The 24697-nt window shown below is 59.9% G+C and carries 25 protein-coding genes; 13 read left to right on the top strand and 12 right to left on the bottom strand.

Going from position 1 to position 24697, the window contains the following annotated elements:
* Window positions 1-24: 24 nt before the first annotated feature.
* The 3 genes from coxB to DevBK_RS00715 are packed head-to-tail and all read left to right on the top strand — an operon-like array spanning window position 25 to window position 3457.
* Complete coding sequence (coxB, locus tag DevBK_RS00725; RefSeq protein WP_317184094.1) at window positions 25-648, top strand: cytochrome c oxidase subunit II; 624 nt, start codon at window positions 25-27, stop codon at window positions 646-648.
* A gap of 53 nt (window positions 649-701) precedes the next feature.
* Window positions 702-3146 carry a cytochrome c oxidase subunit I gene (gene ctaD, locus DevBK_RS00720; protein WP_317185569.1) on the top strand — a complete coding sequence of 815 codons (2445 nt, stop codon included), beginning with the start codon at window positions 702-704 and terminating at the stop codon, window positions 3144-3146.
* Window positions 3146-3457, top strand: a complete 312-nt coding sequence (locus tag DevBK_RS00715; protein ID WP_317184093.1) for a hypothetical protein — start codon at window positions 3146-3148, stop codon at window positions 3455-3457. The genes ctaD and DevBK_RS00715 overlap by 1 nt, the downstream gene beginning before the upstream one ends.
* An 8-nt stretch (window positions 3458-3465) precedes the next feature.
* Here the strand turns inward: DevBK_RS00715 and DevBK_RS00710 are convergent, their stop codons facing one another.
* The 7 genes from DevBK_RS00710 to DevBK_RS00680 form a co-directional block, all read right to left on the bottom strand.
* Complete coding sequence (locus DevBK_RS00710) at window positions 3466-5724, bottom strand: glycoside hydrolase family 95 protein (protein WP_317184092.1); 2259 nt, start codon at window positions 5722-5724, stop codon at window positions 3466-3468.
* On the bottom strand, window positions 5724-6779 hold the full coding sequence (locus DevBK_RS00705) for a sn-glycerol-3-phosphate ABC transporter ATP-binding protein UgpC (RefSeq protein WP_317184091.1): 1056 nt from the start codon (window positions 6777-6779) through the stop codon (window positions 5724-5726). Before DevBK_RS00705 ends, DevBK_RS00710 begins: the two co-directional genes overlap by 1 nt.
* A 25-nt stretch (window positions 6780-6804) precedes the next feature.
* Window positions 6805-7833, bottom strand: coding sequence for a LacI family DNA-binding transcriptional regulator (locus DevBK_RS00700; RefSeq protein ID WP_317184090.1), 1029 nt, complete (start codon window positions 7831-7833; stop codon window positions 6805-6807).
* A 112-nt stretch (window positions 7834-7945) separates the two neighbouring features.
* A complete protein-coding gene (locus tag DevBK_RS00695) occupies window positions 7946-9973 on the bottom strand; it encodes a beta-galactosidase trimerization domain-containing protein (protein ID WP_317184089.1) in 2028 nt (675 codons plus the stop codon).
* Complete coding sequence (locus tag DevBK_RS00690) at window positions 9970-10791, bottom strand: carbohydrate ABC transporter permease (protein ID WP_061909959.1); 822 nt, start codon at window positions 10789-10791, stop codon at window positions 9970-9972. The genes DevBK_RS00695 and DevBK_RS00690 overlap by 4 nt, the downstream gene beginning before the upstream one ends.
* Window positions 10788-11750, bottom strand: a complete 963-nt coding sequence (locus tag DevBK_RS00685; protein ID WP_244484160.1) for a carbohydrate ABC transporter permease — start codon at window positions 11748-11750, stop codon at window positions 10788-10790. Before DevBK_RS00685 ends, DevBK_RS00690 begins: the two co-directional genes overlap by 4 nt.
* Window positions 11750-13033 carry an ABC transporter substrate-binding protein gene (locus tag DevBK_RS00680; RefSeq protein ID WP_317184088.1) on the bottom strand — a complete coding sequence of 428 codons (1284 nt, stop codon included), beginning with the start codon at window positions 13031-13033 and terminating at the stop codon, window positions 11750-11752. The genes DevBK_RS00685 and DevBK_RS00680 overlap by 1 nt, the downstream gene beginning before the upstream one ends.
* 303 nt (window positions 13034-13336) lie before the next feature.
* Between DevBK_RS00680 and DevBK_RS00675 the strand changes: the two genes are divergently transcribed.
* On the top strand, window positions 13337-14278 hold the full coding sequence (locus DevBK_RS00675) for a hypothetical protein (protein WP_317184087.1): 942 nt from the start codon (window positions 13337-13339) through the stop codon (window positions 14276-14278).
* Here DevBK_RS00675 and DevBK_RS00670 read toward each other — a convergent pair whose 3' ends face one another.
* Window positions 14279-14875 carry a DUF1176 domain-containing protein gene (locus DevBK_RS00670; protein ID WP_317184086.1) on the bottom strand — a complete coding sequence of 199 codons (597 nt, stop codon included), beginning with the start codon at window positions 14873-14875 and terminating at the stop codon, window positions 14279-14281.
* Window positions 14876-15020: 145 nt separating this feature from the next.
* Between DevBK_RS00670 and DevBK_RS00665 the strand changes: the two genes are divergently transcribed.
* Window positions 15021-15608 carry a hypothetical protein gene (locus DevBK_RS00665; RefSeq protein WP_317184085.1) on the top strand — a complete coding sequence of 196 codons (588 nt, stop codon included), beginning with the start codon at window positions 15021-15023 and terminating at the stop codon, window positions 15606-15608.
* 99 nt (window positions 15609-15707) lie between these two features.
* Here DevBK_RS00665 and DevBK_RS00660 read toward each other — a convergent pair whose 3' ends face one another.
* Window positions 15708-16823, bottom strand: coding sequence for a hypothetical protein (locus DevBK_RS00660; RefSeq protein ID WP_317184084.1), 1116 nt, complete (start codon window positions 16821-16823; stop codon window positions 15708-15710).
* Window positions 16824-16834: 11 nt separating this feature from the next.
* On the bottom strand, window positions 16835-16978 hold the full coding sequence (locus DevBK_RS00655) for a hypothetical protein (protein WP_156464113.1): 144 nt from the start codon (window positions 16976-16978) through the stop codon (window positions 16835-16837).
* Between DevBK_RS00655 and DevBK_RS00650 the strand changes: the two genes are divergently transcribed.
* From DevBK_RS00650 to DevBK_RS00630, 5 genes are all read left to right on the top strand, one after another.
* Complete coding sequence (locus DevBK_RS00650; RefSeq protein WP_317184083.1) at window positions 16977-17501, top strand: hypothetical protein; 525 nt, start codon at window positions 16977-16979, stop codon at window positions 17499-17501. The genes DevBK_RS00655 and DevBK_RS00650 overlap by 2 nt on opposite strands.
* A 9-nt stretch (window positions 17502-17510) precedes the next feature.
* Entirely contained in the window at window positions 17511-17852 is a 342-nt protein-coding gene (locus tag DevBK_RS00645) for a hypothetical protein (protein ID WP_061909945.1), read from the top strand.
* 77 nt (window positions 17853-17929) lie between these two features.
* Window positions 17930-19453 carry a hypothetical protein gene (locus DevBK_RS00640; RefSeq protein ID WP_061909943.1) on the top strand — a complete coding sequence of 508 codons (1524 nt, stop codon included), beginning with the start codon at window positions 17930-17932 and terminating at the stop codon, window positions 19451-19453.
* Window positions 19443-20132, top strand: a complete 690-nt coding sequence (locus tag DevBK_RS00635; protein WP_317184082.1) for a sigma-70 family RNA polymerase sigma factor — start codon at window positions 19443-19445, stop codon at window positions 20130-20132. The genes DevBK_RS00640 and DevBK_RS00635 overlap by 11 nt, the downstream gene beginning before the upstream one ends.
* Complete coding sequence (locus tag DevBK_RS00630) at window positions 20129-20893, top strand: hypothetical protein (protein WP_317184081.1); 765 nt, start codon at window positions 20129-20131, stop codon at window positions 20891-20893. Before DevBK_RS00635 ends, DevBK_RS00630 begins: the two co-directional genes overlap by 4 nt.
* Window positions 20894-20904: 11 nt before the next feature.
* Here the strand turns inward: DevBK_RS00630 and DevBK_RS00625 are convergent, their stop codons facing one another.
* A complete protein-coding gene (locus DevBK_RS00625) occupies window positions 20905-21828 on the bottom strand; it encodes a hypothetical protein (protein WP_317184080.1) in 924 nt (307 codons plus the stop codon).
* On the bottom strand, window positions 21825-22757 hold the full coding sequence (locus DevBK_RS00620) for a hypothetical protein (protein WP_317184079.1): 933 nt from the start codon (window positions 22755-22757) through the stop codon (window positions 21825-21827). The genes DevBK_RS00625 and DevBK_RS00620 overlap by 4 nt, the downstream gene beginning before the upstream one ends.
* 263 nt (window positions 22758-23020) lie before the next feature.
* Between DevBK_RS00620 and DevBK_RS00615 the strand changes: the two genes are divergently transcribed.
* The 3 genes from DevBK_RS00615 (at window position 23021) to DevBK_RS00605 (ending at window position 24614) form a co-directional block, all read left to right on the top strand.
* Window positions 23021-23386: a hypothetical protein gene (locus tag DevBK_RS00615; RefSeq protein ID WP_317184078.1), complete on the top strand. Its 366-nt coding sequence runs from the start codon at window positions 23021-23023 to the stop codon at window positions 23384-23386.
* Window positions 23387-23482: 96 nt separating this feature from the next.
* Window positions 23483-24025: a hypothetical protein gene (locus DevBK_RS00610; RefSeq protein ID WP_317184077.1), complete on the top strand. Its 543-nt coding sequence runs from the start codon at window positions 23483-23485 to the stop codon at window positions 24023-24025.
* A gap of 58 nt (window positions 24026-24083) precedes the next feature.
* Window positions 24084-24614, top strand: a complete 531-nt coding sequence (locus tag DevBK_RS00605; RefSeq protein WP_317184076.1) for a hypothetical protein — start codon at window positions 24084-24086, stop codon at window positions 24612-24614.
* The last annotated feature ends 83 nt before the right edge of the window (window positions 24615-24697 follow it).

Below are 24697 nucleotides of genomic sequence, written 5' to 3'. Positions count from 1 at the left end.
GCTCTTGCAGCAACGCCGTTCCTCTTGGCCGGTTGCGGCGGCGAATTATCGACGCTTGACCCAGCCGGTCCCCGCGCCGCCAATCTCGCAACGCTCTGGTGGGTCATGTTCTGGGGCGCGATGGCGTTGTTTGCCATCGTCATGATCCTGTTCTTTCTCGCCTATTTCCGCACTGGCACCCTTTCGCGGCTCAAGCCGGGGCATTGGATCATCGGCGGGGGCCTGATCCTGCCCATTCCAGTCCTCGTGCTGCTGACGGGTACGGCGCTCGTCCTCGGCGAACAATTGCTGCCGCGCGGCGATGAGCCGCTCCGCATCGAGGTGACCGCCGAACGCTGGCATTGGCGATTTGGCTACCCCAATGGCACGACGTCCGATGAGCAGGTGGTGCACATTCCCGCCGGGCAGCCGGTGGATTTTGCGGTGACTTCAGCCGATGTCATCCATTCGTTCTGGATCCCGCGGCTCGGCGGCAAGATCGACGCCATTCCCGGCCACACCAACCTCATCCGGCTCGAGGCCGACGAACCCGGCATCTATTGGGGCCAATGCGCCGAATATTGCGGCGAAGGGCACGACATCATGTTTTTCCGCATCGAGGCGCATTCGCCAGAAGACTTTGCCGCTCTGATGGAGGCCGGCCAGTGAGCGACACGCCTATCTCGCCAATCCGCCTCCACAAGGAACTCGAACGCATCTGGATGACACCGCCTGGCATTGGGCGGCTATCGAGCGTCAACCACACCGTGCTCGGCAAGCGCTTCATGGTCGTGGCGCTGACCTTCTTTGCCATCGGCGGCTTTCTCTCCATGCTGATCCGCGCGCAGCTCGCGACGCCGAACAGCGCCTTCATCGGACCCGAAATCTACAATCAGATCTTCACCATGCATGGCACGGTGATGATGTTCCTCTTCGCCATCCCGATGTTCGAGGGCTTCGTCATCTATATACTGCCCAAGATGCTGGGCGCGCGGGACATGGCCTTTCCGCGGCTCACCGCCTATGGCTTCTGGTGCTACCTCTTCGGCGGCACGATCCTCATCGTCGCAATGCTTTTGGGCGCCGCGCCCGATAGCGGCTGGTTCATGTATACCCCGCTCTCGTCCAAGCCTTACACACCGGGCATCAATGCCGATGTCTGGCTGCTCGGCATCACCTTCGTCGAAATCTCTGCCGTCACCGCCGCCATCGAGATCTTCGTCTCGATCCTCAAGATGCGCGCGCCAGGGATGTCGCTGGCCCGTATGCCGCTGATGGCTTGGTATATGCTCGTCACCTCGGGCATGATGATCGTCGGCTTTCCACCGCTCATTCTCGGCTCGATCCTTCTCGAACTCGAACGCGCCTTCGACCTGCCGTTTTTCGATCCCGCCCGTGGCGGCGATCCGCTCCTCTGGCAGCACCTCTTCTGGCTCTTTGGCCATCCGGAGGTCTACATCATCTTTCTGCCCGCGGCAGGTGCGCTCTCGACCATCATTCCCGTCTTTGCGCAGCGCCAAATCCTCGGCTATCGCGCCATCATCGCGGCTATCGTCGCCATGGGTTTTTTGTCCTTTGGCCTTTGGGTCCACCACATGTTCACGGTGGGTATTCCGCATCTCGCGCTCGCCTTCTTCTCGGCCGCCAGCGCCCTCGTCGCCATACCCACCGCCGTGCAGATATTTGCCTGGCTTGGCACGCTGGCTTCTGGGAAGCCGAAATGGGACGTGCCGATGCTCTATGTCTTCGGCTTCTTCTTCGTTTTCGTCATCGGCGGGCTAACCGGCGTCATGCTCGCCATGGTGCCGTTCAACACCCAGGTGCACGACACCCATTTCGTCGTCGCCCATCTCCACTATGTGCTGGTGGGCGGTTTCGTTTTCCCCATGCTCGCCGGCATTTATCATTGGCTGCCACACATTTCCGGGCGTCAGAGCCTTTATAAGCTCTCCATTCCGGCGTTCTGGCTGATCTTCATCGGCTTCAACCTGACCTTCTTCCTCATGCACCTCACCGGGCTCATGGGCATGCCGCGCCGCATCTCGACCTATCCCTCCAATTGGGGATGGGATTGGCTCAACCTCCTGTCGTCTTTCGGCAGTTTTATCCTGACCATGGGCTTCTGTCTGGTTCTGGCTGATCTCGTGCTGCAGTTCCGCTTCGGCCGCTATTTCCGCCGCGATCCCTGGCAGGCGCAAACGCTCGAATGGGCAACGCCTACCCCACCGCCGAGCTATAATTTCGCTGCGATCCCAAGGATCGACGAGCGGGCCGACGGATTGGAGCCGGCCAAGATCGGACCTCTATTGGCCGGTGGCCATGGCTATCTCGGCCTTACCCGTAATGGCGATCAGGAAACGATGGGCGTCGACATGCTCACGGGCGCGCCTGAGCATGTCATTATCCTGCCGCGCCGAACCTATTTGCCGCTCTGGACGGCATTAGCGACAGCAAGCTTCTTTCTCGCCATGCTCTTCGGGCTCTATTGGCTCGCCCCCTTCGGTGCACTCCTGACGCTGATCCTGTTCCTCATCTGGCCCGCCAGCATCGGACAGACGGAGGACAAGGGACTGATCGATATCGGCATGGGCGAAGCCGCCCCGCTTGATGTCGAATGCCCCAACAATGTGGCTATTCTCGCCAATCGCTGCGCTTTGGTGATGAATGCAACGCTCTTTTCGTCGCTGCTTTTCGGCGGGCTGTTTCTCCTGGTCGTCGCGCCGAACTGGGAGGGTCTCGTGTCGATCGACTGGCCCGTCTGGCTGAGCGGGCTTGCATGGATTCTATCAGCGTCTGCCGCAGGAGCCTCCTGGCTGGCCCGGCGACGAAATCTGTCAGGCCAGAACGCCGGGGTTTTTCTGCTCGCCGCCGCACTTGGACAATTGGCGGCGTTCGTTATGCTGATTGTGCTGCTGACCGCAGTGCCCAACCCTACCGACCACGCGCGGCAAGCTGTGATGTTTGCTCTACTCTCTTTTTCCGCCATTCACTGCGCACTCGCCGCGCTCCTGGCAGGACAGGGCTTCTGGCGCGTGACGCAAGGCTATGTTTCGGCCCGCCGCCAGACGGAATTGGTGCTCGCCTGGCTTTGGAACGGTTATGCCGCAGCGACCATGATTCCGGCGCTTGGCCTTGCAACGCTCCTTGTCTGGGCGGGGGGCGCCTGATGGTCCGGCAAGATCTCCGCGCCCTGCTGCTCTTGATTGCCGGCTTTACCGTGTGGTCGCTGGCCTTTGTGTTGCTCTATGGCCTCCAGGCGCTCGGCTGCGCGTATGGCTGGCCCAATCACCGCTGGCTGCTGATCGGCGCCTATGTGGCCAGCCTTGTTCCGCTTGTCTGGCTCGCTATGGGCAAACCAGTCCGCGAGGGCGAGCCGACGACAACGCTCTCGATCGCGGCCGTATGGGCGAACCGCGCGGCCTTGGGCGCGGGAATCCTGGTTTTCCTGCCTGTGACCTTCGTCAGCGCCTGCATCTGACTATGCGATCAGGGCACCCCGGTAAAATCGCGAACAGCGTCGACACCTGGGACCAGTTCAATGGAAAAAGCCTGACCGTTCACCCGAACTGTCACCATTTTTTGCGCAGCGCTGCGGAGACGTAACGAAGCAACGCGTTGCTTTGCCCACACCAAATCCAGCTCGATGCCACCGCGGGCCCGAATGCCGCGCACGGACCCACTCGGCCATTGTTCCGGCAAGGCCGGGAGCAGCCGGATCTCGGCTTCGCTGGACTGCACCAGCATTTCCAGGATCCCGGCGGCACCGCCAAAATTGCCATCGATCTGGAACGGCGGATGGGCGTCGAATAGATTGTTGTAGCTGCGCGCGGGGCTGAGCAGGAGCTTCAGCACATCATGGGCGTGGCTGCCTTCGCCGAGGCGGGCCCAGAGATTGATGCGCCAACCGATACCCCAGCCGGTCGCCTCGTCACCGCGGATTTCAAGCGAACGACGCGCGGCAGCTGCGAGTTCGGGCGTACTCTCGGTGCTGATCTGGTCGCTGGGATAAAGCCCATAGAGATGCGAGACATGGCGATGGTGGATTTCTGGAACGTCCATGTCCCAATCCTCCATCCATTCCTGCAATTGGCCCGCATTGCCGACGCGATGTTCGGGAAGGCGGCTGCGCGCCTCCACGGCCTGCTGGACGAGATTGGCATCCTCCTCCAATTGGTCGGCGGCCTCGGCAAAGGCCGAAAAGAGATCGCGAAGGATCTGGTTGTCCATGGTCGGCCCGGCGCAGAGCGCGACGCCGTGGGGATGGCAATTTTCCGGCGAAATGGATGGCGCGGTGACCAGATAATTGGTCCCCGGCATGGCGACGAGCGTATCGAGCGCAAACAGCACGGCACCTCTAAGGGGACCATAGAGCCGTCGCACGAGAGCATCTGGACGTCCGGCAAAACGGGCGTGATCCCAAAGTTGAGCCATGAGCCAGGCGCCGCCTGTCGGCCACATGCCCCAATATGCGCCATCGACAGGGCCGGTAGCGCGCCAGAGATCGGTATTGTGATGGAGCACCCAGCCTCGCGCGCCATAGTGAACCCGTGCCATCTCCGCGCCGGTGATCGACAAATCCTCGGCGAGCGCCACGAGAGGCTCGACCATGTCCGGCAAGTTGGCGGGATCGGGCAGCCAATAGTTCATCTGGAGATTGATATTGGCGGTATATTTGCTGCCCCAAGGCGGCCGCGTGTCCTTGTTCCAGATGCCCTGTAGCGTCGTCGGTTGCGTGCCAGGGCGGCTCGATGAAATCATCAAGTAGCGCGCATATTGGACATAGAGCGCGGCAAGGCCGGGATCGTCGCCCGAGGCGAAATTGGCAATACGCTGGTCTGTCGGAAGATCATTCCGACCCGGGCCGAGATCTATATCCAACCGATCGAACTGCGCCCTGTGGGCCGCGAGGTGGCGCGTGCGAAGAGTTTCAAAGTCCGCCGCAAGATAGGCGTCGCGTCGCGCGAGGAGCTTGGCGTTGGGATCTCCTGAAACATCATCGAACCGAACGAAGCTGGTCGCGATATCGAGGAGAATGAGCGCTTCCGTCGCATCGCGCACCACGAGTCGGCGGCCGCGGCGCTCGACCGTGCCGCCTGTGACCCGGAGATGCGCATCGATGCCGAAGCTGAGTTGCCCATCGACCCCATGCTTGCCGAAATTGCGGCCGCGATAGACGAGGCTACCCTCGTCGCCCGCAAAAATATCGCCGGGTTGCGGACTATCGAGCCACACCTCGAAATCGAGCAGCTTTGGTAGGGAGGATGCCAGATGCAGCACCATGACGTCATCTGCCGCAGAGACGAAGGCGGTGCGTGTATAATGCGGGGCATCGGGATCAAGACCGGACCCCAGCAGCGCATAGGTGGTCGTCGTGGTGGCGGTTGCGAGATCGAGCTTGCGCGCATAGCTGCCGGGTACCGCTTCATGCCGGAAATCGACAAAGAGATTGCCTGCCGGCTGGTAGCTCATCTGCGAGTGCGGTTTGGCAAGAAGATGGGACTGGGCGACATCGTGAGCCGCCTGATAGCGTCCGGCGAAAAGATGTTCGCGCACCTTTTCGAGGTTAGGCAAGGCCTCGGGATTGGTCGGTTGATATGGCCCGCCAGACCAGAGCGTTGACTCGTTGAGCTGAAGTTCTTCGCGGCCGACGCCACCATGCACCATGGCGCCGAGCCGGCCATTGCCCAAGGGGAGAGCGTCCGTCCACTCGGTGGCCGGTTGGCGATACCAGAGAATGTCAGTCATCAGATGTTCCGCAGCCGAGCGCCAGAGGAAGAGAAAAGCATGGCCCGATCGGGCCTGATGCCGAAGGAGAGAACGTCGCCGGCCTTGATCCCCGGCCGTTCGCGCGCCTCGATGACGACGCTTTCGCCGGACGAGAGTGTGCCATAGACAAAGCGCGTGCCGCCGAGATTTTCGACGACATCGACAGTGACCGAGACGTCTGCAGCGCCCTGCCCCGGCTCGACGAAATGCTCGGGCCTGACGCCCACCAGCACCTTGTCCTCCGTGCCGCTTGCAGGCAGCGAACCGCCATTTTCGAGCCGTACCGTGCCGCCGCCAAGCGTGCCGCGGAGGAAATTCATGCGGGGCGACCCGATGAAGCCGGCGACGAAAAGATTGTCAGGGTTATCATAGAGCTCTTCAGGTGTACCCGCCTGCTCGATCTTGCCGGCGCGCATGACGACGATCTTGTCGGCCAGCGTCATCGCCTCGGTCTGGTCGTGGGTGACATAGATCATGGTCGAGCCAAGCTGGTTGTGGAGCTTGGCGATCTCGACGCGCATCGACACGCGCAGTTCCGCATCAAGGTTCGAGAGTGGCTCGTCGAAAAGGAACACTTCGGGGTCGCGCACGATGGCGCGCCCGATGGCGACACGCTGGCGCTGGCCACCGGAAAGTTGACCCGGCTTGCGCTTGAGGAGCGGTTCGATCTGCAGTGTCCGAGCTGCAACGGCGACGCGGGCGGCGATATCTTCCTTGCTGAGCCCCGCCATCCGCAGGGAGAAGCCGATATTCTGTTCGACCGTCATATGCGGATAAAGCGCGTAATTCTGAAACACCATAGCAACGCCGCGCTCGATCGGGTCGGCCTGGTTCATGGTTTTTCCGTCGATCGAGAGCGTGCCCTTGGTGATGGGTTCGAGCCCGGCGATCATGCGCAGAAGCGTTGATTTTCCGCATCCCGATGGCCCCACGAACACCGTGAAGCTGCCATCGTCGATGGAGAGATTGAGGCCTTCGATGACCTCGAGCGCTCCATAGGATTTGCTGACATCGGTCAGCGCAACATTGGCCATTCTCGCCTCCTCCAGGCGTAGCTCCTTACCGTCGCAAGCGTCGGGTGGAGCCTCTCAGAGTGATTTCAGCATCGATGCGTATGATGCGATTGCCGAGCGATCCATCGCCCAGCCGTTCGGCAAGGATCGAGACGATGGCCTCGGCCATCTTGTCGACCGGCTGACCGACTGCCGTGATCCCCGGCACATGCACCGAAAAAGCCGGCACATCGTCGAAGCTCACAAACGATATGTCTTGCGGGATCGAGACATTGTGCTCGCGCAACCAGCGCAGTGCGCCGATGCTCATATTGTAATTGGCCCCGAAGACGGCCGTCGGCGGATTGGGGAGCGCCATCAGATCACCCATGGCGCTATAGCCGCGTTGCTCGTTCCAGCGGGCATCGACGACGAGTTCGGGATGCTCCTCGACACCATGGGCAAGAAGCGCATCGCGATAGCCCTGGAGACGATCGCGGGCGACGGAATCGACCAGATGCCCGTGAATGATCGCCACACGCTCATGGCCGAGATCGAGCACATGATCGATGAGCCGCTTGCTGGCGCGGCGGTTTTCGACAAAGACCCGGTCGGCTGCGAGACCCGGCAGGTCATTGTCATAGAGCACCGTCAGCATGCCCTGACTGATATAGGGCTCAAGCCGGTGGCGAAGCTCTTCATTGCCATCCATCACCACCGCATCGACGCGATGGCCGACGAAAAACTCGATCCCGTCCATGAACGAACTGGGGTCGGTATCGTGGCAATAGCAGAGCACTGCCCGCCCGGTCTGGCGCATGTGCCGGCTGAGACGATCGAGCAGTGCGGCGTGGAATTCGCCGACGGCGGGGACCATGAGCCCCACCATATGGCTGGTATTGGTCTTCATAGCCGCAGCGGCGCTGTTCCGGCGATAGCCCAGTTCGTCGATGACCTGGGCGATACGCTCGCGATTGCCGCCGCGGATGGGCTGATCGTTGAGGTAGCGCGACACGGTGCCGACGGCGACACCGGCTGCCCGCGCAACATCGATGATTGTCGCCGGGCGTGCTCTATTGATCGCTTGGTCGGTCATCCGTCTTCGTATCCCTGGTGAACGCGCCCGGAAAAATCGCCCCGGACGCTTTTCACCTGCATAATGCGGCTTGGGCACGGGCGCCACAGCGCCCGGCCAAGCAATTGTCACGCTAGGCATTTTGTTCAAACACAATGGCCGCATGGATGCGCATGCGTTCAAGCGTCACCCCATATTGCCCATTGCCAAGATCGGTGACCTCGACCGGCTCGCCCGAGACGGCCTCGAAGGCGCGACGCGGCGGCGCTGGCAGGCGCACCTTGGCCGTGACGGGGCCAATCGCCGGGATATCCTCGATCATCTCCATGACCCTCGTTCCATCCCGCGTCGGCACGGCATTGCCGCGGACCTGCGGAGCGCCATAAAGCAGATGAAGGATGTGGCGGCCACGCGCCTCCTGCTGGCTGAGCGATGCGCGGCCCGAGCTCGGCAGATCGGTCTCGAGAGCGGCATCGGGTAGGAGCCGCTTGAGGAGGCCACGGACGATATAGCGATAAAGCGGCTGGCCCATCGCCCGATAGATCGAGAAGATCGGGTAAGCGATATAGCCAACGCCCTTATGGAGCGTGACGCCCGCCCCGAGCGGAGCAGATGCGACATTGTCGGGCGCGTGAGCATGCGACGAGAAATGCGCATAGGTCCGGTTGAAATAGGGTGGCATGACCTCTGCCAGCACCTCCGCGCCTTCGGGGGTTATCGCTAGGGCCCGGCCATAAACGACGAAGGGCGATGTCGTCATGGACTGGTCGAGCGAAGCGCTGGCGCGGAGGTAGGACGGGTTGAACTCGACTGGACCGAGATTGCGTATGCCGGCAGGGACCGCGAAAGACCCGTCGTCCTGAAGCGCAGAAATACCGCTCAGGATCAGCTTGCCGCCCGCCTCGACATAGGCATTGAGCCGGGCCTGGAGATCCCCTTCGACAGGCACCTCATCGGGCAGGATGATGACGCGGTAGCGCGCGAAATCGACGCTCGGATCGATGACGTCGAAGGGCTGCTGCAATTCCTGCAGCATCTGGGCCGCGCCATCATCGGCATTGTTGTTGCGGTCTCCCGCATGGTGGAAATATTCCGCCGACAGGATTGCGACCTCGGACACCTGCCGCGCGTCTTCGAGATAGGGTTCGAGCTTTTCGACGCGGGCATAGGCGGGGCCGATCGAGGCATAGGTATCGGGATTGATCGCGCCGCTTGGATGCAACTGATCGCCGACAAGGCATTTCGACCCCAGCGCAACCATCTGCGCGGCCTCGAACTCCAAGGCATCGGGATGCTTGAAGCCGCCGAATTCGCCCCAGGACGTATGGAATTTACCGGTATGGGCGACAAAATCGAAGCCAAGAGTTGCCGCATAGCGGGCGCTGGCCGGGAAATGATTGTACCCCCAGCCGCCCGTCGGCAAGCTTTCGAGTTCGAGATGAGAATAGGGCTCGAAACGCTGCGGCCCCTGCTTATGGATATGGCCGCAATTGTAGAAAATCCGGAGGCCCGGAAATTCGGCATTGAGCGCCGCGCTCATTTCGCGACGGAAGCGATCATTGACCCATTCGTCCTTGGTCAGGCGATCGGCGTGGATTTCGGGATCAAGACCCATCTCTTCCATGGTGTCGAGACAAGCCTGACACACGCAATCGGGCGCGAGGACAATATCAAAGAATATGCCCGGCGTTGCATAGGTGCTGGCGACTTCGCGCGCCATGCCCAGAAGCTCGTCGCGATAGTCCTTGTGGTTGAGGCAGAGCGTGTGCCAGCCCGCTTCAAGCTGGGCGGGATCGAAGCGGTTGTCTGTTGCCGAGCGGACCCGCCATTCCGGATGCAGCCGCGCATTGCGCTCGTCCCACTGCACGGTGATGTAGATCGGGCATTCGATATCGGCTGCGTTGAGCGCATCGACCATTTCGCCGAGGAGATCAGGCCGGGACAGGTTCGGGTGTGGCGCGCCGATCTTGGTCGGGTAATAGGCCCAGCCGTGATGGCACTTGGCGAAGACCGTAATGGAATCGACATGTGCCTTCTTCAGCGTATCGACGAAATCTGCGGCATCGAAATCCTTGCCGATATCGGGGATATGCTCGGACGTGTGGAAATCGAGATGGATCTGGCGAAAGCGCAGCGGCTTGTTGGTGCGTTGGATAGTCATTCTTTGGCCCCTGTGCGGGTCTGCGACCCGGCGGCAAATTGGCGTTGAAAGATCACGAAGACGATGAGCGGGACGATCGTGGTGACGATGGCGGCCACCGACCGCAGATCCCAATTGCTCTCATAGGTGCCCGACACCTTGGTCAGGAGGACGGGCAATGGTTGCATGCTCCGCAGATAGAGCATGGGAAGGAGGAGCGCGTTCCAGGTCCAGAGGAACTGCAGAACGCCGACCGCAAAGATGGGACTCGTCGCATTGGGGAGGACGATGTGGCGAAGGGTCGAGAGCGGCCCGCAGCCATCGATCTTGGCCGCCTCGATGAGCTCTTTTGGAAAGTCCTCGAGAAAGTTCTTCACGAGAAAAATCGACCAGGCAAAGCTCATACCCACATAGGGGATGAGCACGGCTGCGATATTGTCGATCAGCTTCAAATCCCGCCAGAGCGTAAAGAGCGGAATGACCACCACCTGCTGCGGCAACACGAAGGCATTGATGATCAAGATCAGCAACAGCCGGCGGAACGGAAAATTGAGGAAGTGAAACGCATAGGCCGCGGCTGGCGTCAGCAGCATGGTGCCGAGCGTTGCGAGCGCCGCTAGCATTGCCGTGAACCAGAATGCCTGTGCGAGCGGATATTCGTCCCATACCCGGATCCACGCATCGAATGTGATGCTGAACGTATCGAGCCGCCACCAGCCGAGCGCCACTTCACTCGGCGGACGCAGCGAAGTCACGACGATGCCCAGCACCGGAATGACCCAGATCGTCGCGATGACACCGACCAGAACGACAGTCCACCAATGAATGCGCCCGATCATTTGGCACCTGCCGTGCGCTGGATGATGGCAGGGATGGAAATGACGAGAACGGCGACGAGCAGCACGACGGTTGCCGCGGCGCCATAGCCCAATTTGAACTGGGTCATCGACTCCCGATACATGAAGTAGCCGACCGTCTCTGTGGCGCGCACGGGGCCACCGCCGGTCATCACATAGATGATGTCGAAGGCCCGCAAAGCCCCGAGCAGGTTGATGAAAATGGCGACGCGTACACCCGGAAGCGACAGCGGCATCATGATATGCCGCATGATCGAGGTCGGCTTTGCGCCATCCATATAGGCAGCCTCGAGCACCGTCCGCGGGATCGACTGCACCGCAGCAAAGCAGAGCATCAGCGGCAGGCCGACACCGCTCCAGGACGCAACGAAGATCAGCGACCAAAGCGCCGTATTGGGGTCGCCCAACCAGGAATGGGCGAAGCCGGGAATGAAATTGCCGATGATGGCGTTGAGGAGCCCTGCTTTGTCGGGGCGGAGGATATTGAGCCACATATAGCCCGATACCGCTTCGGAAATGCCGAAGGTGACGAACATCATGCCGCGAAATGGCGTCGTATGGACGGGCGCAAAGGCGCAGAGCATGGCCAAAGCCCAGCCAAGACTGACCGAGATCACCGTCGTGCCGAGCGTAAAGATCAGCGTCGTCAGCAGCGTGTTGCGGAAGGTCGCGTCATTGAACAGCGTAACGTAATTGCCAAAGCCAACCCATTTGGCCGGCGCCAGGCCTTTGATGTCAAAGAACGACAGCCTGATCGTATCAAACAGCGGATAAACCACCGAGATACCGAAAAGGATGATCACGGGCGTAATGAGCAGCCAGGCAGCCGGTGTTTCCTTGATGCGCCATCCACGGGTGGCGGGCAGCCGAAGCCGTCCGCCACCATCGCGGGAGGAAACGTCCGCCGGGTCTGCCACCATCTGGGGCAGAGACCGGCTCATCAGTAAGCCGTTGCCGCTTTGGCTTCGATGGCGGCCAGCACTTCGTCGACGGTCGCCTCGGTCGGGTTCTGCAGGAACTTCTGCAGCTGCACGCGATATTCATCGACGAGATCGCCGGGAAGGAGATCGCCAAGCACGAACTGCACCTTGGAACTCGAAACGGCGCCGGTCGCGATCTGCTGGACCGGACCAAGGAGCGATCCGTCCGCAGCCGAACTTGGTGAAGCATAACCGTAGCCGGCCATGATGGCGGAAGCCTCGGGGCTGACGATGTAATCGAGGAAAGCGTCAGCCGCCGCGGGATTGGCGCCGTTGGTAGTGACGTTCAACTCCTTGGTATCGACGCTCGACGTATCGTCAAAACCCATGCCCAGCGCTGGGAACTGGAAGATCGAATAATCAACGCCCTCTTCGAGCTTGAGATCATTCTTCAGCGCCGCGTTGGTCCACATGCCAAAGAGCAGGTAATTGGACTCTTCGGCCGTATAAAGCGTCGGATAGGGTTCTTCGATCGCGAGCATGGTCGCCGCCGGAGCGCAGCAGCCGGCCTGCAGCATTTCGGCATATTTCATCAATGCCGCTTTGACCTTCGGGTCGGTCCAGGGGATTTCGTGCGCGGCCAGTTGCGCAGCAACATCGACGCCGGCGGTGCGCAGCAGCAGCGTTTCGAACCACTCGGTATGCGCCCAATATTTGGCCGGGATTACGACAGGCGCAGGATACCCGGCTGCCTTGAGCTTATCGAAGCTCGCGATGAACTCATCCCAGGTTTTTGGCGGCGTGACGCCAGCTTTTTCGAGCTGGGCAGTCTTGTACCAGATCGCCGAACGATCGCCATAGGTATAGGTGATGCCGTAGGTCGTGCCATCGATCGAGCCGAGATCGCGCCAGGATTGGCTAAGCTTGCCGTCCCAGCCAAAGCTAGCCCATTGATCGTCGATCGGGCGCAGAATGCCGGCATTGACGAGTTCAGCCCGGAATGCCGGCCAGGTATTGATGATGATATCGACGACTTCGCCGCCCATGAGCGCAGTGCGCATACCCCCACGGGCATCGCCCTGCCCGCCGGCAGGCTGGAATTCCTTGATGGTGACGCCGGGATGCATCTCCATGAATTTGGCTTCGACATCCTTCCACATCTGACCATCTGTGCCGGTCTGCCATTGCAAGATGACCAGATCACCAGAAATGTCCTGCGCAAGGACGGACGGACTAACGCCGGCAAGAGCGGCAAGCATGACGCCGGCCAAGACGGTACGACGCCGCAAAGAGCGGTTGAACATGATTTTCTCCTCCCTTGACACGGCTGTCTCGCCGCTTCCGTCAAGTAAGTTGAAACGTTATCAACTAAGTCAAACTTTGCAACTGGATTTTTTTGGGGGCGAGGCGGCACAAAGCGCCAGTGGGGAAAATAATCGCGACAGCTGCATCCGAGGGACGGATGCGTCTAGATTAGACTACCTGGGTACACCGCATGAGCGAGGTGGGATCGCGAACGCAGACGATATACCCGTCTGAAAATCTATCTTATCAGACCAAGTAAAGTGACTGGCCGAGCGTCCTATGTTCAAAACATGGAGGTCTCGATGAAGGTCATAGCTGCAATTTCGGTGTCTGTTTGCGTGACTGCTACTGCTCTTGCGCAAGATGAAGCGCATGGTCCTGTTCTGGTCGATCCCGATTTCGGATTGACGCTCGAAACACCGGATGGCTTTGACGCTGAATTGGTGGGGCAGACACCCGAGGGCCTTGTGGTCATCACGGTGTCATCGGACAATCCGGGTTTACCTGCCTTGGATCCTAGCGGCGATCTTTGCGACATCAGTTTTCAATACGACCCCGCTTATGGGCAGGGGGACCAGGATTGGGTCAACAGCCTCGTCGTCGATACGGGCACCTACGAGCGCATGGCGCAAGAGGTTGCAGTGCCCGGCACAATCGAAGGCGGCAAAGATTTTACCCTTCACGGTTCTTACGCCCATCGCGTCTATGGCAAGCATGAAACGGGCGGCGCATTCACCGTTGCGGTCATTCCGAGCCCTTCCGGCTATGTGACGCTGAGCTGTATCAGCGCAGAGGAAACAACCGACTGGAGCTTGATTGATCCCCTGATCGAGGCCATCACCATTCCGGGTCAGCCACGCGATCATCTGGTGCCCAGCGGCCGTTGCGAGAGTGAGATCGCGGCCATGAGCAGTCAGATCGGGCACGCTGAAGGAGCGACCTTCGACCGCCACATGATCGCGCTGTTGGACGGAGAGCGCGAACGGATCGCCGAACAGTGTGGCGGCATCGACGCCGACGCGGTCATGGACGCCGCGATGGTCGAAGTTGGTCACGATACGAGTTATCGCAGCCTGCGCTATGATGCGCTGTCCGTGATCGGATCGGAGCTTTTGACCAAGGAGCAGCATGAAGCGCTGGACGGAGGACGTCGACAGGTCGTCGCGACCAGCGACGAAGGCACTGGCGAGCGCTATTTGCGCTACATGCATTTCATTGTCGGGCTCCGAAGCCTAGACCAATAGTCACCAGATGTCGCGTTCGATCAGAACAATAGGATCATCTTTGCCATCGAAGGTGGCATCGACGGCAAAGTAGGTAATCTCGAACTTGCCGTTCTTGAACTGCCAGCGCGTTTCCGTATAGGCGTCACCCAAGCCGCGCCACTTGTTGCGCTCTGACATGGTGCGGCTGGATGGATCGTAGCTCGGATTGACCACTTCGCGGAGATAGGGCGTTTCGTAGACGACTATAGTGTCGACGCCTGCACTTTCTTCTCCGCCAACATAATTGACGTCAAACTTGGGTGACGGGAAGACGATTTGCGACACCGTGCCCTGCTGATCCGACAGCAGATAGACCGCGGTCTGGCTATAGGCGCCAATCTGGCATGGAAATTCGACGATCAGCGCCTGGTGGGCCGCCGTCTCTTCGCCCACCTGCAATTCGAAACTGGGCGGCTCCGTTTCTGAAGTGTCGGGCTCCATGCAAAGAGGAGGCAAGTTGGCGGCATGATAATCCTGCGCTTTTTCTAACGCATCTGCCCACCAGTTTTCCTCCCGAGCCGTGGCGGGAACAGCCAGCAAAATGACCCCGATCCAAATCAACAATCGTGAAGGCATGGCGCTCTCCATTTCTGTTCACTGATAGGACGACGGGCGCGAGCGCAATCTTGGTCGAACAAAAGTCACGACCAGACCAAGGTCTTGGCTGCAAGCGCCGTCACATGGGTAGTGAGGCGCTCTGCCTTGTCGAGGAGATCAACCCATGTTCCGTCAGACGATTACCGCCACGGCGCTGCTGGCGCTCTGTTCCATCATGCCTGCGCAAGCGCAGGACGTAACCGATTACTTGGGCGTCCCTGGTCCGATCAAGGTCGGCGATACGGACTATGTCCTCTCCTGGTCGTCCAATCCGCAACCGGGCTACTTTAAGCAGGAATACCTGCCCAAAGGCGCCGCTGCTGACAGCTACGAAAGCATGGTAATGGTGGAATTTCTCGCTACAGACGCACCGCTCACCGAAGTTGTCGGGGCGCAGGCGGCAATGGTCGAGCAGCGCAAGGGCAGTGACCCGGTCGCCAATTACGCCGTCTTCGACAATCCCGACAATGGCGAGTACCTGCTCGACTTCCTGCTCTCAGCCAAGGACGAAAATGGCGAGTTCACCCTCGAATGGAATGGCTATCGCTATGTGGAAGGCGAATTTGACGGCCAGAAAGGATCGATGCTTTTCGCCATCAGTGAGCGCGCCTATGGCGATGCAGCGTCGGAAGCTTTTCTGCGCAATCTGCGAGAGTTCAAGGCCCAACATCTGTCGCAGTTGACTGAAGCTGAACTGCCTCAACTGGACTGACCGACACATCCTCCCGGAAGAGCTGACGATCTATGCCATGGCCATGTCGGTCGAAGAAATGAAGCTCCGGGGCGCTGTTTTTGCCCCGGAGCTCAAAGCCTAGTTTTCGCCGATTTGTAGAATACCGACCTCACCGCGCGTGTAGGTCTCGATCAGGACACGATAGGCAGGGTTCTGCTCGGGACTATCGGCATCGACAAAGACGCTCACTGTGGCAGCGCAAACGCCCTCACCTTCGGCGGTATTTGCGGTCACCTCGCCCTGTGCAGCATCGCCGGCCATTTTGACCCATCGCGCCGCGATGGCATCCGCAGCATCCTGAGCAATAGCGCAGTCGGGATAGGTCAAGGCGATGCCGACACCTGGCCGTTCATGCTGGATATCGGCAATGATCCCTCCGAGATAGGGCGGAATGCCTTGGCTGAGTGCGGCCATCTGCTCTTCAAGACGCTCCTTGGTTTCGTCCATATCGGCCGAGGGCGACAGCATCGAAGCGGGGTCGAGAGCAGCCATGCCAAAGAGCGGCGAGATCACCACTGCCTGGACCACCTGACCATTTCCGGCTGCCTGCTCGAGCCCCGCCAGAGCCGTTGCAACGATCGGATTATCACCAAGGCTTGGCTGTTGCCCGGCAGCGACCGCAGCGGCCTGAGGGGTTTGTGCCTGGACCACATTGGTCCCCACGGCCGCGGCAAACTGCGCCGCGCCAATTGCAGTACGCCATGGATCAGAGGGATCGCGCTTGGATGGGTCGAACCGCTGTGGCTCGTCATTGCCGACAACGCCGGAAATACCGGCATCTTCAAATCCCGCCGCCTTTAGCGCTGCGATCATGTCATTCGCGGCGTCCGCATCGACCAAACCCCAATTGCTGATGGAATTTGGTGCGCGGCCATAGCCGGTAAAATAGCGGATTTTGTCGATCGTTGTGCCGGCCTTGGCTTCCCACTCGGCCGGCTCGGTTTGGAAGACGCTGTCGAGGGCCAAGACATCGACGATCGGCATAGCACGCAACTGGGGACGAGCGGCACTATCGTCGTCCACAAGGCTCATGAGCGTCTGCATATCAAGGAAATAGGCGACGTCGCCCGTCTGCCCGGAAAGGAGCGTTGCCGGCAAGTGGTCCAGGCCATCGCGGAGGGGATTGGTATTTTGAGCGAGTACGGGGGCGGCGGTTGCCAGCAGCAGGCCGGCAGCGATGACGCAAGAGCGCATGCGTGTCTCCTTCATGTTGTCTTGCCGATGTGACGCTTGCCACGCCGCAGACCTTGGTGGCGAAGGCTGATTTTCCAGAAAAAATCTTTAGCTGTGGACCAAGGTTTGGCTCGCTCGCCGCGTCTTATGGGCAGAACCAAAAGGATGCGGATCATGAAACGACTGCTGATCTCCCTGCTGCTTGTGACCGCAATGATCTCGGCCGCCCCGGCGCAGGATATGAAAAGCCTTGAAGATATGAGTAGCGCCGAGATCGTTGCAGAGGCGAGCGCGCTTCACCCAGCAGCGCTTTACATTCTCTCCTCGCGCCTTCTGGGCGAAGGCAAGGGGCAGGAAGCGGCCAATTGGATGTATGCTGGCCAGTTGCGCTATCGCTTCCTCATTAGCGCTGGCGGCGACGACGCGCGCGACGAGGGCATCCTGTTCAGCGCCTTGAGCGAACAAGTGGGAAAACCGGTCAATGAATATATCGCCGGCGATGTCGACGAATGGATCGCGGCGATGGAATGGGCGCTCGAATGGGACGCGGCCAATGACAATCCCACCACGTCCAAGACGGAGCATGCTTCTACACTCAAGGAGGTTCGCGACGGCCTCGAACGTTTGATCGCACAGGTCGAGGCCAATCGCGAAAGCATTCCCAAGGAACGCGAAGCCAACGGCCTCGAAAACCGCTAGGAGCGAACGATGCGTCTTGCCCTGGGTCTGCTGTTCGGCTTTTTTGCAGCCATAAGCCCTGCATTTGCTGCTGACACCGAAACTGGCGGCGAACGGTTATTCGTTGGCAAGACCGGCATTTATTGTGTTCAGGCGCCCTGCCCGTGGCGCGGAATCTGGGCTTCGGCAGCTGCGCAGGCCGGGCCATCGGACCTTCTGTGGGCGCAAGAAACCTTGCCGCGGATCGAGGCAACAACAGCCGACGCGAACCGAATAGAGGAAGCATGGGCCAGCGATCAGTGCCTCGCCATCCTGGGAAGGCTGGTCGACGGGACGCTGCAGGTTGAGCGCATCATCGGGGACTGCTCTTGATAGTGCGGAGTGCGCTGGCATTCTGGGTTGCTTTGATAGCACCCACGACGGCATCGGGAGATGATGCCGCCGATTTCATGGATGCTCTGGGAAAGGCGGCGACTGCCGCCATCGTCGCAGAAGCCTATCTCTCGGCCTGCGATGCGCGCTTCCCAGATAGCCAACAGGCACGACAAGATGCTCTCGCCGGATGGGGACACCGCGTCGATCTCGCTGGCTATGAGCGCCTTATCGCTTCAGCCGCGATGGTTATGCCGGACCTCGATGAAGACCTTGAGGCCAACAGAGCCCGGGCCAAGGCACTGGTCGATGATGATGTCGCCAAGGATAGCAGTGTCTGCGGCGATCTCCGCGCCACACTCGACGACAATGACATGTTCGATATCGCCCGGCCCATCCGCTACCTGCTGCGCAATGCCGACAGCTTTGGGATCGTCGTGGCCGAAGCGCCGACAGAGGTAACAAGCCCTGAACTCGAAGTGGTGTCGCTGATCGCCCTTTCGGCCGAGCTTGCTGCAAAAATGGACGAGATCGGCTCGAAAAGCGGCGCGGAGCAGGATCGTGACCTCCGCGAGGCCAGGCAAAATCACGCAGAAAACTGGCTGGCTCTGCGCCCTGCCCTAGCAATCAACGGCAGGATTACCAGCGCGGATACGTTGCGCGAATGGCGCGGCGATCAGCAATCGACATTCCTTGCAAGCTGCCGGTCCTTTGCCAGCGACGAGCAGGAAGCAACAATGGCACGCGATATCGGCGCGGAACGCGTCGTCATTGGTCAAATCCGGTGGCTGCGCGAAGACCGTGAGGGCGGCGAACTCAGTCTCGATGATTGCCGTGTTCTCGACGACAGCCAATTTGACAATGACCGAGCAACGGTTGCCGACGAGAGTAGAGGCCTGATGCTCCGTCCTCTCGACTATGCTGAAGCCTATGGCGCTCCCGGCGCAGGCATCGTCCTGAGCGATATCGACCGTGTCCTCTACGACGCCGAGTTTGCCAATCGCATGGATGGCTTTGGCAACGGCTACACCCAGCGCGACGAAGACATTTACGTGCTGCTGCGCGATGGCACTGCCTATCGCCACGCATGGAATTTCGCCTTTACAGACCTGAACCTCGACCTGTCCCGACAGCGCGAACCCGACCGGTGGTTCACCTGGAAAGACGAGGCCGACCAACTCATGCTGACCCAGAGCGGCGGACTCGATGTTGGGTCAACGATCGATATCTCCGAAGCAAAGCGATTGATGCCGGTGCCCGAGGGGCAAGTTCTTAACGCGACCTATTACCTCCTCAATGTTGGCATGGGTGGCGTGCGCAGCGATCGCGAATACGCCTTTTTGGGTGACGGCCAGCTACGGTATTCTCGCAGTGGCTTCGTCGCCGGCAGCTTCGGCACCTCCTACATCATCGCCTCAGGCAAACGCGCCTATGACGTCGCGACAGGCGCTTATTCGTTCGATGGCTACACGCTGTTGATTCAAGGTCCAGAAGGCGAGGAGCGACATTTCGTGGCCCTGATCGAAGGCCATGACGCCGACCGACCCCAAGAGATCATCATTGATGGGCAGGTCTATTGGATGCGCACCAATGAGCAGTGAGGCGGCCTTTTCGCTATCGCTCCAAAATTGCAAACAGCTCATGGCAAAAGGGAAAATCTCATTTTTGCCACAACCATTTCGCTTCAATGGCATTACTGCCAAGGGCAGATGGGGGGAAATTGACAGGGTGCGACTTGTTGACGGGACTATTTCAGAACCGTCCGACACGACCGAAAATCTTATCAAGCGGGTCAAAGCGGGCGACGCACAAGCTTTCGAAAGACTGATTTCCGAGCACTATCGCTTCATCTACAAGACCGCCTTCCGTTGGCTCGGTCACAAAAGCGATGCGGAGGATGTCACCCAGTCCGTTTGCATGCGGCTGGCCGATGCGGTCACGCGCTTTGATGGGCGATCGAAGTTCACGAGCTGGCTCTATAGCGTAACGCTCAATGCCGTCCGCGACCTGCAGCGGAGCCGCGAACGGCAGGGCAAGCAGATCGAGACGGTCGCGGCTCTGGCGCGGGTCGAAAGTGATCCCGACCAGGAAGACCAACTGCGCGTCGATGATATTTGGCGTATTGTGCGGCGATTGCCGGACAAGCAGCGCGATGCCGTAATGCTGGTCTATGGCGAACAACTTTCGCAGGCAGAAGCAGCCGTCATCATGGGATGCAAGGAAGTGACCGTCTCCTGGCACATCCACAATGCGCGCAAGTCGCTGAAGGACTTGCTATGAATAGCGATCGCGATCCCTTGGAACGGATGCCGCAATTTCTCGATCCTGAGCCGGATCCTGCGGTCATGCGGGCAACGATCGCGCGAAGCCGGGAAGCCTTCGCCAAGCGTCGCCACCCTCCCCAAGCAAGCGCCAATTCAGTTGCCCACTGGTTTCGCCAGCCTGTCCGCTGGCTGATACCAGTCGGTGTCGGCGTCGCGGCTCTTGTCGTCGCGCTTCTGTTTGCGCCAGGTCTATTGCCAAACAATGTTGGGACGGGAAGCGGACGGGACACGGTTGCCGACGCACCGGTGACGACGCCACCCGGCTCAACCACGCTGTCGCGTGGCGATGGACTTCCCGCCGAAGATGCCCCGTCCAACAGCGGAACGCGCATGGGCATGCAGCCATCGCCAGGGGGAACCCAGGCGCCAATCGAGGCCGTCCCCCAGACAATCTCGCATTTTGAGGGTGACGGCGTCGTCATCGGCACAAGGCTGGACGCAACGGCCCTGGAAATTTTCCTGCCCGAGATTTCCGGCGAGCAGACGATCGATGTTCAAGGCATTACGCCGGGCGAGGAGGTCGAGCTTCTTTCCGCCTTTGCCCAGCCAGACAAGGATATCGTGGCCGTGCAATTTCGGGTCAACGACGTGCGGTTCTGGCGCATCTACCATCTGGTCAACGGCAAATATGCGCGCGACCCCCAACGTTCCCAAAGCGTCTCCAACGCTGCCGACAGGGCCGATGTCGAACGCCGCCTCGCCGAACCGGCAGGATGAGCGTAGCCCGACTATCGGAGCGGCCCCTCGTAATCCCCGGTGAGGCTATCGATGAGCCGGTGTGGGATGGTCAAATCCCACCAGAGCGTGTCGACATCATCAATCAGCGCGGCCATTGGCTTTAAGAGACCGGCTGAGGAGAACGCCAGATGCGGGATAGGCAGGCGGAAACTGAACCAGCCATGCTGGAACCTTCCCGACACGTATGAGTGCGGATTGCGTTTGGCCAGAGCGAGCATGGCTTGCTGGAAGCCCGGTGTCAGCAGTTTGTCCACATCCGCATTGGGACTGGCCAGCGTATCGAAGACGGCATCGAACTGAGGCGAAATAACACGCCGTTGCACCTCGTCGCCGGACAGTTGACGGAACAAATCGTCGACGCCGGTCATGAATTTTGAGTGGGGGCGCAGTTCGACGCTGCCGGCGAAGGAGTGCGGCACGGCGACTTGAACCTCCATGAGGTAAAAGGTCTCGTAACGCCTCTGATTGCTTCTGCGGCGCCAGATGGTGGCCTCGTTGAGCCGATAGGCGGTGTCCCTGTGTTTGCCCTGGCTCTCCCAGGCCGTAAAGCGCACACCCTCTTCGCTGAAAAGGTCGGCGATCCACTTCTCGATGTCGACCGTTCCCCAGCCGCTGGCGAACTGGCTTTGCCCCCAGCGCACGCCGACCGTTTCCGCTACCGACGCCAAGGCGATGTCGCGCCAAAGACGATTGGAGACGGTCCACGCCATGCCAGCGACTACAATGGCAACGATAGGCCACAAAAAACTGCCCTCGAAGGGCGCGCTGCCGAGCAGTAGGAAGAAGATGCCTGCACAAAGATTGAGGCTCGCAGCCAGATTGGCCATGCGGCGAGGTTCGGCAGTGCGCAAAAGCGTTGTGGTCTCGTCCCGGTCAAGCCCGCTGGCCAGCGCACCGTCCATATCTCGGTTCACTTGGACCCGCCCTTTCGATAGCGCTCCAAGAGCTCACCCAGCGGGCTATGGAGGAGATCACCACTCAATCGAGGCGGCGCACCATAGCCAAAGGTAAAATCATATTCTCCGCTGCGATCAATCGTCAGATCGAGAATGGTCCAGATCTTGCCGTCGACCTCCGCCATGGCATCGCGTAGGGCCAGCAGATGCGCCTTGCTCTCCGAACGGAGACGAAAGCCCAATTCCTCCAACTCGGCACCAGGCCTTTGCGCAATGACCTTGGCCTGCGTGCTCGAGCGGCCCCCATCTGCAACCAGGACCTCGTGATTGACTGCCAGGTAGAGCCACTCCCGCTCTTCCCACTCCCCGTCCTGCAGGTTGCTCACGTCGTGCGCTATGCTGCGAATGGCCGCAATTTGTAATTCCGCAAGGTCAGGCATGGCGCTGAGCTTATCTGCCGCGCCTACCCTGTTGCCACTGTACTTCCGGAAGTCCTGCACCACTGCGCCATCGGGTGCCGAGGCGAACCAGTAAAGCGGGATTAAGGCCATCAAGCCATGGGCGTAGCGCGAGCGATGGGGCATGAACACATGCAGTGCCGACTGCATGATCCAGAGCCACCATCGATAGCGCGGCTCGCACGCCTCGACATAAAGGGACACTTTGCCATCGGTTATCCGCTCCGAGACCCTCTGCCAAGGCGCCGTTACCTGATAGCCGACGCTGCGAAAGTGCAACTGCTCTGAATCGAAGCCAATTGCAGCGTTCCAGTATTCAAAGCAGATCAGCAAGGACAAAAGGCCCGGCAGGCCAAGGATCAACAGCGGCCACCACGGCAGGCCAACCTCGAAAAACGTTGGGGTTGTCAGCACGGCAATGCCCCCAATGATCAGAGGAAATATCAAGGCGACGACGCGGCGATGCAGAGGAAGGACATGCATTTTCATGGCATGCTCCAGAAGTTGACCCTAACGGCCCGGGCTTCGAACATTCCGTTTCCCTCGCTGTTTCAGGTGAGACGCACGTCGCGGCCAAAACCTTGGTCGGATACTCACCAAGCTTTTTTGGATCACGGGCGTCTCATATCTAAAGGATATAAAGGTCGCCCCATGCACGTCGTTATTGCCACCTGCTCCGGAAGGATCTCCCATCCTGTAAAGGCTGACATCCTCGACGAGCCTCCAGCTCTAGCTCTGGAAGGTTCACCCTGATGTGGCGCGGCTTGATCGTCCACGGCATTCCTCTCGCTATCGCCATTGGGGCCGCCTTATTACTCCTGCCCTGGATCATGGGGGCCTCTTCGATCCAAGGTGACGCGGGATCACAGAGCTATACCGTCGGAATGGCTGCGCTGTTTCTCTATCCGGCCGCCTACCAAATCCTGATCATTGCATGGGGCATCTGCCGGTGGCGCCAATGGTCGCTGCAGCGGGTATTTCTTCAGCTCATCTGGCTGAGCCTGCTGCTCTTTGCCGGCGCCATGAGCTATGCCGTGGTGCAGCTCCAGGACTATCTGCACGCTACCGCCGATCAGGTCGACGCCATTGCACAAATAGCCGTGCCGCTTGGTGCATAGAACAAAAAATCACCACGCCGATCGAAAAAGTCTGCGTGGCACCAAGGTCCCGCTGGTTCTCGTCGTCCTATGGACAACACACAAAAGGACCAGATCATGCGCATCGCACTTGCCTTCGCCCTGACCGCAGCCATTGCCAGCCCGTCATATGGTCAGATTGAAGAGAACTTTGCTCTGGCCAACAGGATTTTCGGTCAGCCAACAGCGGCCGGCGTTGTCTCGGATATTGAGGGCGAGTGGCTACCTCTCAGCACTTTGGCCAATGCCAAGGGTGCCGATCCGGATCCTGGGCTCATCGCCAGCCTACTCGACCGCATCTGCGGCAATGACCCGTCGCGCGGGGCTATCATCACCGAGATCGATGAAGGCAGCTTCGAGATGACGGCACCCAATTCTGGTGGGGACATGGTCTATCGCTTCGATTGGATCAGCGGTTCGCTCTTCCACCGCAGCTTCGATCCGGCAGCACTCTTCAGCATGCTCCGTCTCGATGCGATAGAGGGCGAACGCGGATCCGAGATGCGCGCACGCACCCTTCAAACTGCCGCGAGCCAGGTCAACCTCTACCGGGTGTCTGCAGACTTGATCGCCTTGGCTGAGCCCTATCGGACCGAAATCTACGGGCGTTGCGCGACATGACCCTGTTCATTCCTGCGTTTGCCCCGGAACAGCCCAACACCCGGAAGGAGACATAGCGATGAAGCTGATGCCCTGTCTGCTCTTCACCCTCCTCTCCGTCTCAACAACCCCGGCAGCCGCCGAAGAGAGCGCTATGGGTGAGCTCGAGAGAACTTTGAACACGATAGACAACGTGTCCGACATCGACGGTCGCTGGGTCTGGGCCAATATGTCAGCCTATGTCGAACTCGAGACCAGAAACTATGCAGGGCTGGAGGCGAAGGTGGCCCAGTTCTGCGCAGAGGATCGCTCGCTGGTCATGGCCATCGAAAGCGTCGCTGATGGCTTCGACATCGGCGTCATCGATGCGCCGCCCGGTCTGCATTGGCAATATCGGCGAAACAACACTGGCAACTACACGCTGGGTATTGAACCGGAGAGCTTTTATGGCGCCCTTGGTTACGACGAGGACCGCCCACCGAGCGAAGCGGTGATTGCCCACAACGAGAGAAATAATGGGCCCGTGACCGTTATACGCCCGAGCCAAGACATCCTGATGATTACGCAAAAGACTGGCTTCGACCTCTATCTCCAGTGTGGCAAGAGCTGAGCCTCTTTGCATTTGAGATGAGGATGTTTCCGTCCAAGCTCCGTTAGGAGGCATGCCTGCCATCAAGGCCGGCTTGCGGAGCA

Origin of the sequence: Devosia sp. BK (genome assembly GCF_032907385.1) — a bacterium.
Classification (GTDB): Bacteria; Pseudomonadota; Alphaproteobacteria; order Rhizobiales; family Devosiaceae; genus Devosia.
Note: the sequence above shows the minus strand (reverse complement) of the source record. Positions and strands in the feature narration are given on the sequence as shown.

Coding starts and splice junctions, on each gene's coding strand:
- ctaD (WP_317185569.1), top strand. CDS start 702: ATGACACCGCCTGGCATTGGGCGGCTATCGAGCGTCAACCACACCGTG.
- DevBK_RS00715 (WP_317184093.1), top strand. CDS start 3,146: ATGGTCCGGCAAGATCTCCGCGCCCTGCTGCTCTTGATTGCCGGCTTT.
- DevBK_RS00710 (WP_317184092.1), bottom strand. CDS start 5,724: ATGACTGACATTCTCTGGTATCGCCAACCGGCCACCGAGTGGACGGAC.
- DevBK_RS00705 (WP_317184091.1), bottom strand. CDS start 6,779: ATGGCCAATGTTGCGCTGACCGATGTCAGCAAATCCTATGGAGCGCTC.
- DevBK_RS00700 (WP_317184090.1), bottom strand. CDS start 7,833: ATGACCGACCAAGCGATCAATAGAGCACGCCCGGCGACAATCATCGAT.
- DevBK_RS00695 (WP_317184089.1), bottom strand. CDS start 9,973: ATGACTATCCAACGCACCAACAAGCCGCTGCGCTTTCGCCAGATCCAT.
- DevBK_RS00690 (WP_061909959.1), bottom strand. CDS start 10,791: ATGATCGGGCGCATTCATTGGTGGACTGTCGTTCTGGTCGGTGTCATC.
- DevBK_RS00685 (WP_244484160.1), bottom strand. CDS start 11,750: ATGAGCCGGTCTCTGCCCCAGATGGTGGCAGACCCGGCGGACGTTTCC.
- DevBK_RS00680 (WP_317184088.1), bottom strand. CDS start 13,033: ATGTTCAACCGCTCTTTGCGGCGTCGTACCGTCTTGGCCGGCGTCATG.
- DevBK_RS00675 (WP_317184087.1), top strand. CDS start 13,337: ATGAAGGTCATAGCTGCAATTTCGGTGTCTGTTTGCGTGACTGCTACT.
- DevBK_RS00670 (WP_317184086.1), bottom strand. CDS start 14,875: ATGCCTTCACGATTGTTGATTTGGATCGGGGTCATTTTGCTGGCTGTT.
- DevBK_RS00665 (WP_317184085.1), top strand. CDS start 15,021: ATGTTCCGTCAGACGATTACCGCCACGGCGCTGCTGGCGCTCTGTTCC.
- DevBK_RS00660 (WP_317184084.1), bottom strand. CDS start 16,823: ATGCGCTCTTGCGTCATCGCTGCCGGCCTGCTGCTGGCAACCGCCGCC.
- DevBK_RS00650 (WP_317184083.1), top strand. CDS start 16,977: ATGAAACGACTGCTGATCTCCCTGCTGCTTGTGACCGCAATGATCTCG.
- DevBK_RS00655 (WP_156464113.1), bottom strand. CDS start 16,978: ATGATCCGCATCCTTTTGGTTCTGCCCATAAGACGCGGCGAGCGAGCC.
- DevBK_RS00645 (WP_061909945.1), top strand. CDS start 17,511: ATGCGTCTTGCCCTGGGTCTGCTGTTCGGCTTTTTTGCAGCCATAAGC.
- DevBK_RS00640 (WP_061909943.1), top strand. CDS start 17,930: ATGGATGCTCTGGGAAAGGCGGCGACTGCCGCCATCGTCGCAGAAGCC.
- DevBK_RS00635 (WP_317184082.1), top strand. CDS start 19,443: ATGAGCAGTGAGGCGGCCTTTTCGCTATCGCTCCAAAATTGCAAACAG.
- DevBK_RS00630 (WP_317184081.1), top strand. CDS start 20,129: ATGAATAGCGATCGCGATCCCTTGGAACGGATGCCGCAATTTCTCGAT.
- DevBK_RS00620 (WP_317184079.1), bottom strand. CDS start 22,757: ATGAAAATGCATGTCCTTCCTCTGCATCGCCGCGTCGTCGCCTTGATA.
- DevBK_RS00615 (WP_317184078.1), top strand. CDS start 23,021: ATGTGGCGCGGCTTGATCGTCCACGGCATTCCTCTCGCTATCGCCATT.
- DevBK_RS00610 (WP_317184077.1), top strand. CDS start 23,483: ATGCGCATCGCACTTGCCTTCGCCCTGACCGCAGCCATTGCCAGCCCG.
- DevBK_RS00605 (WP_317184076.1), top strand. CDS start 24,084: ATGAAGCTGATGCCCTGTCTGCTCTTCACCCTCCTCTCCGTCTCAACA.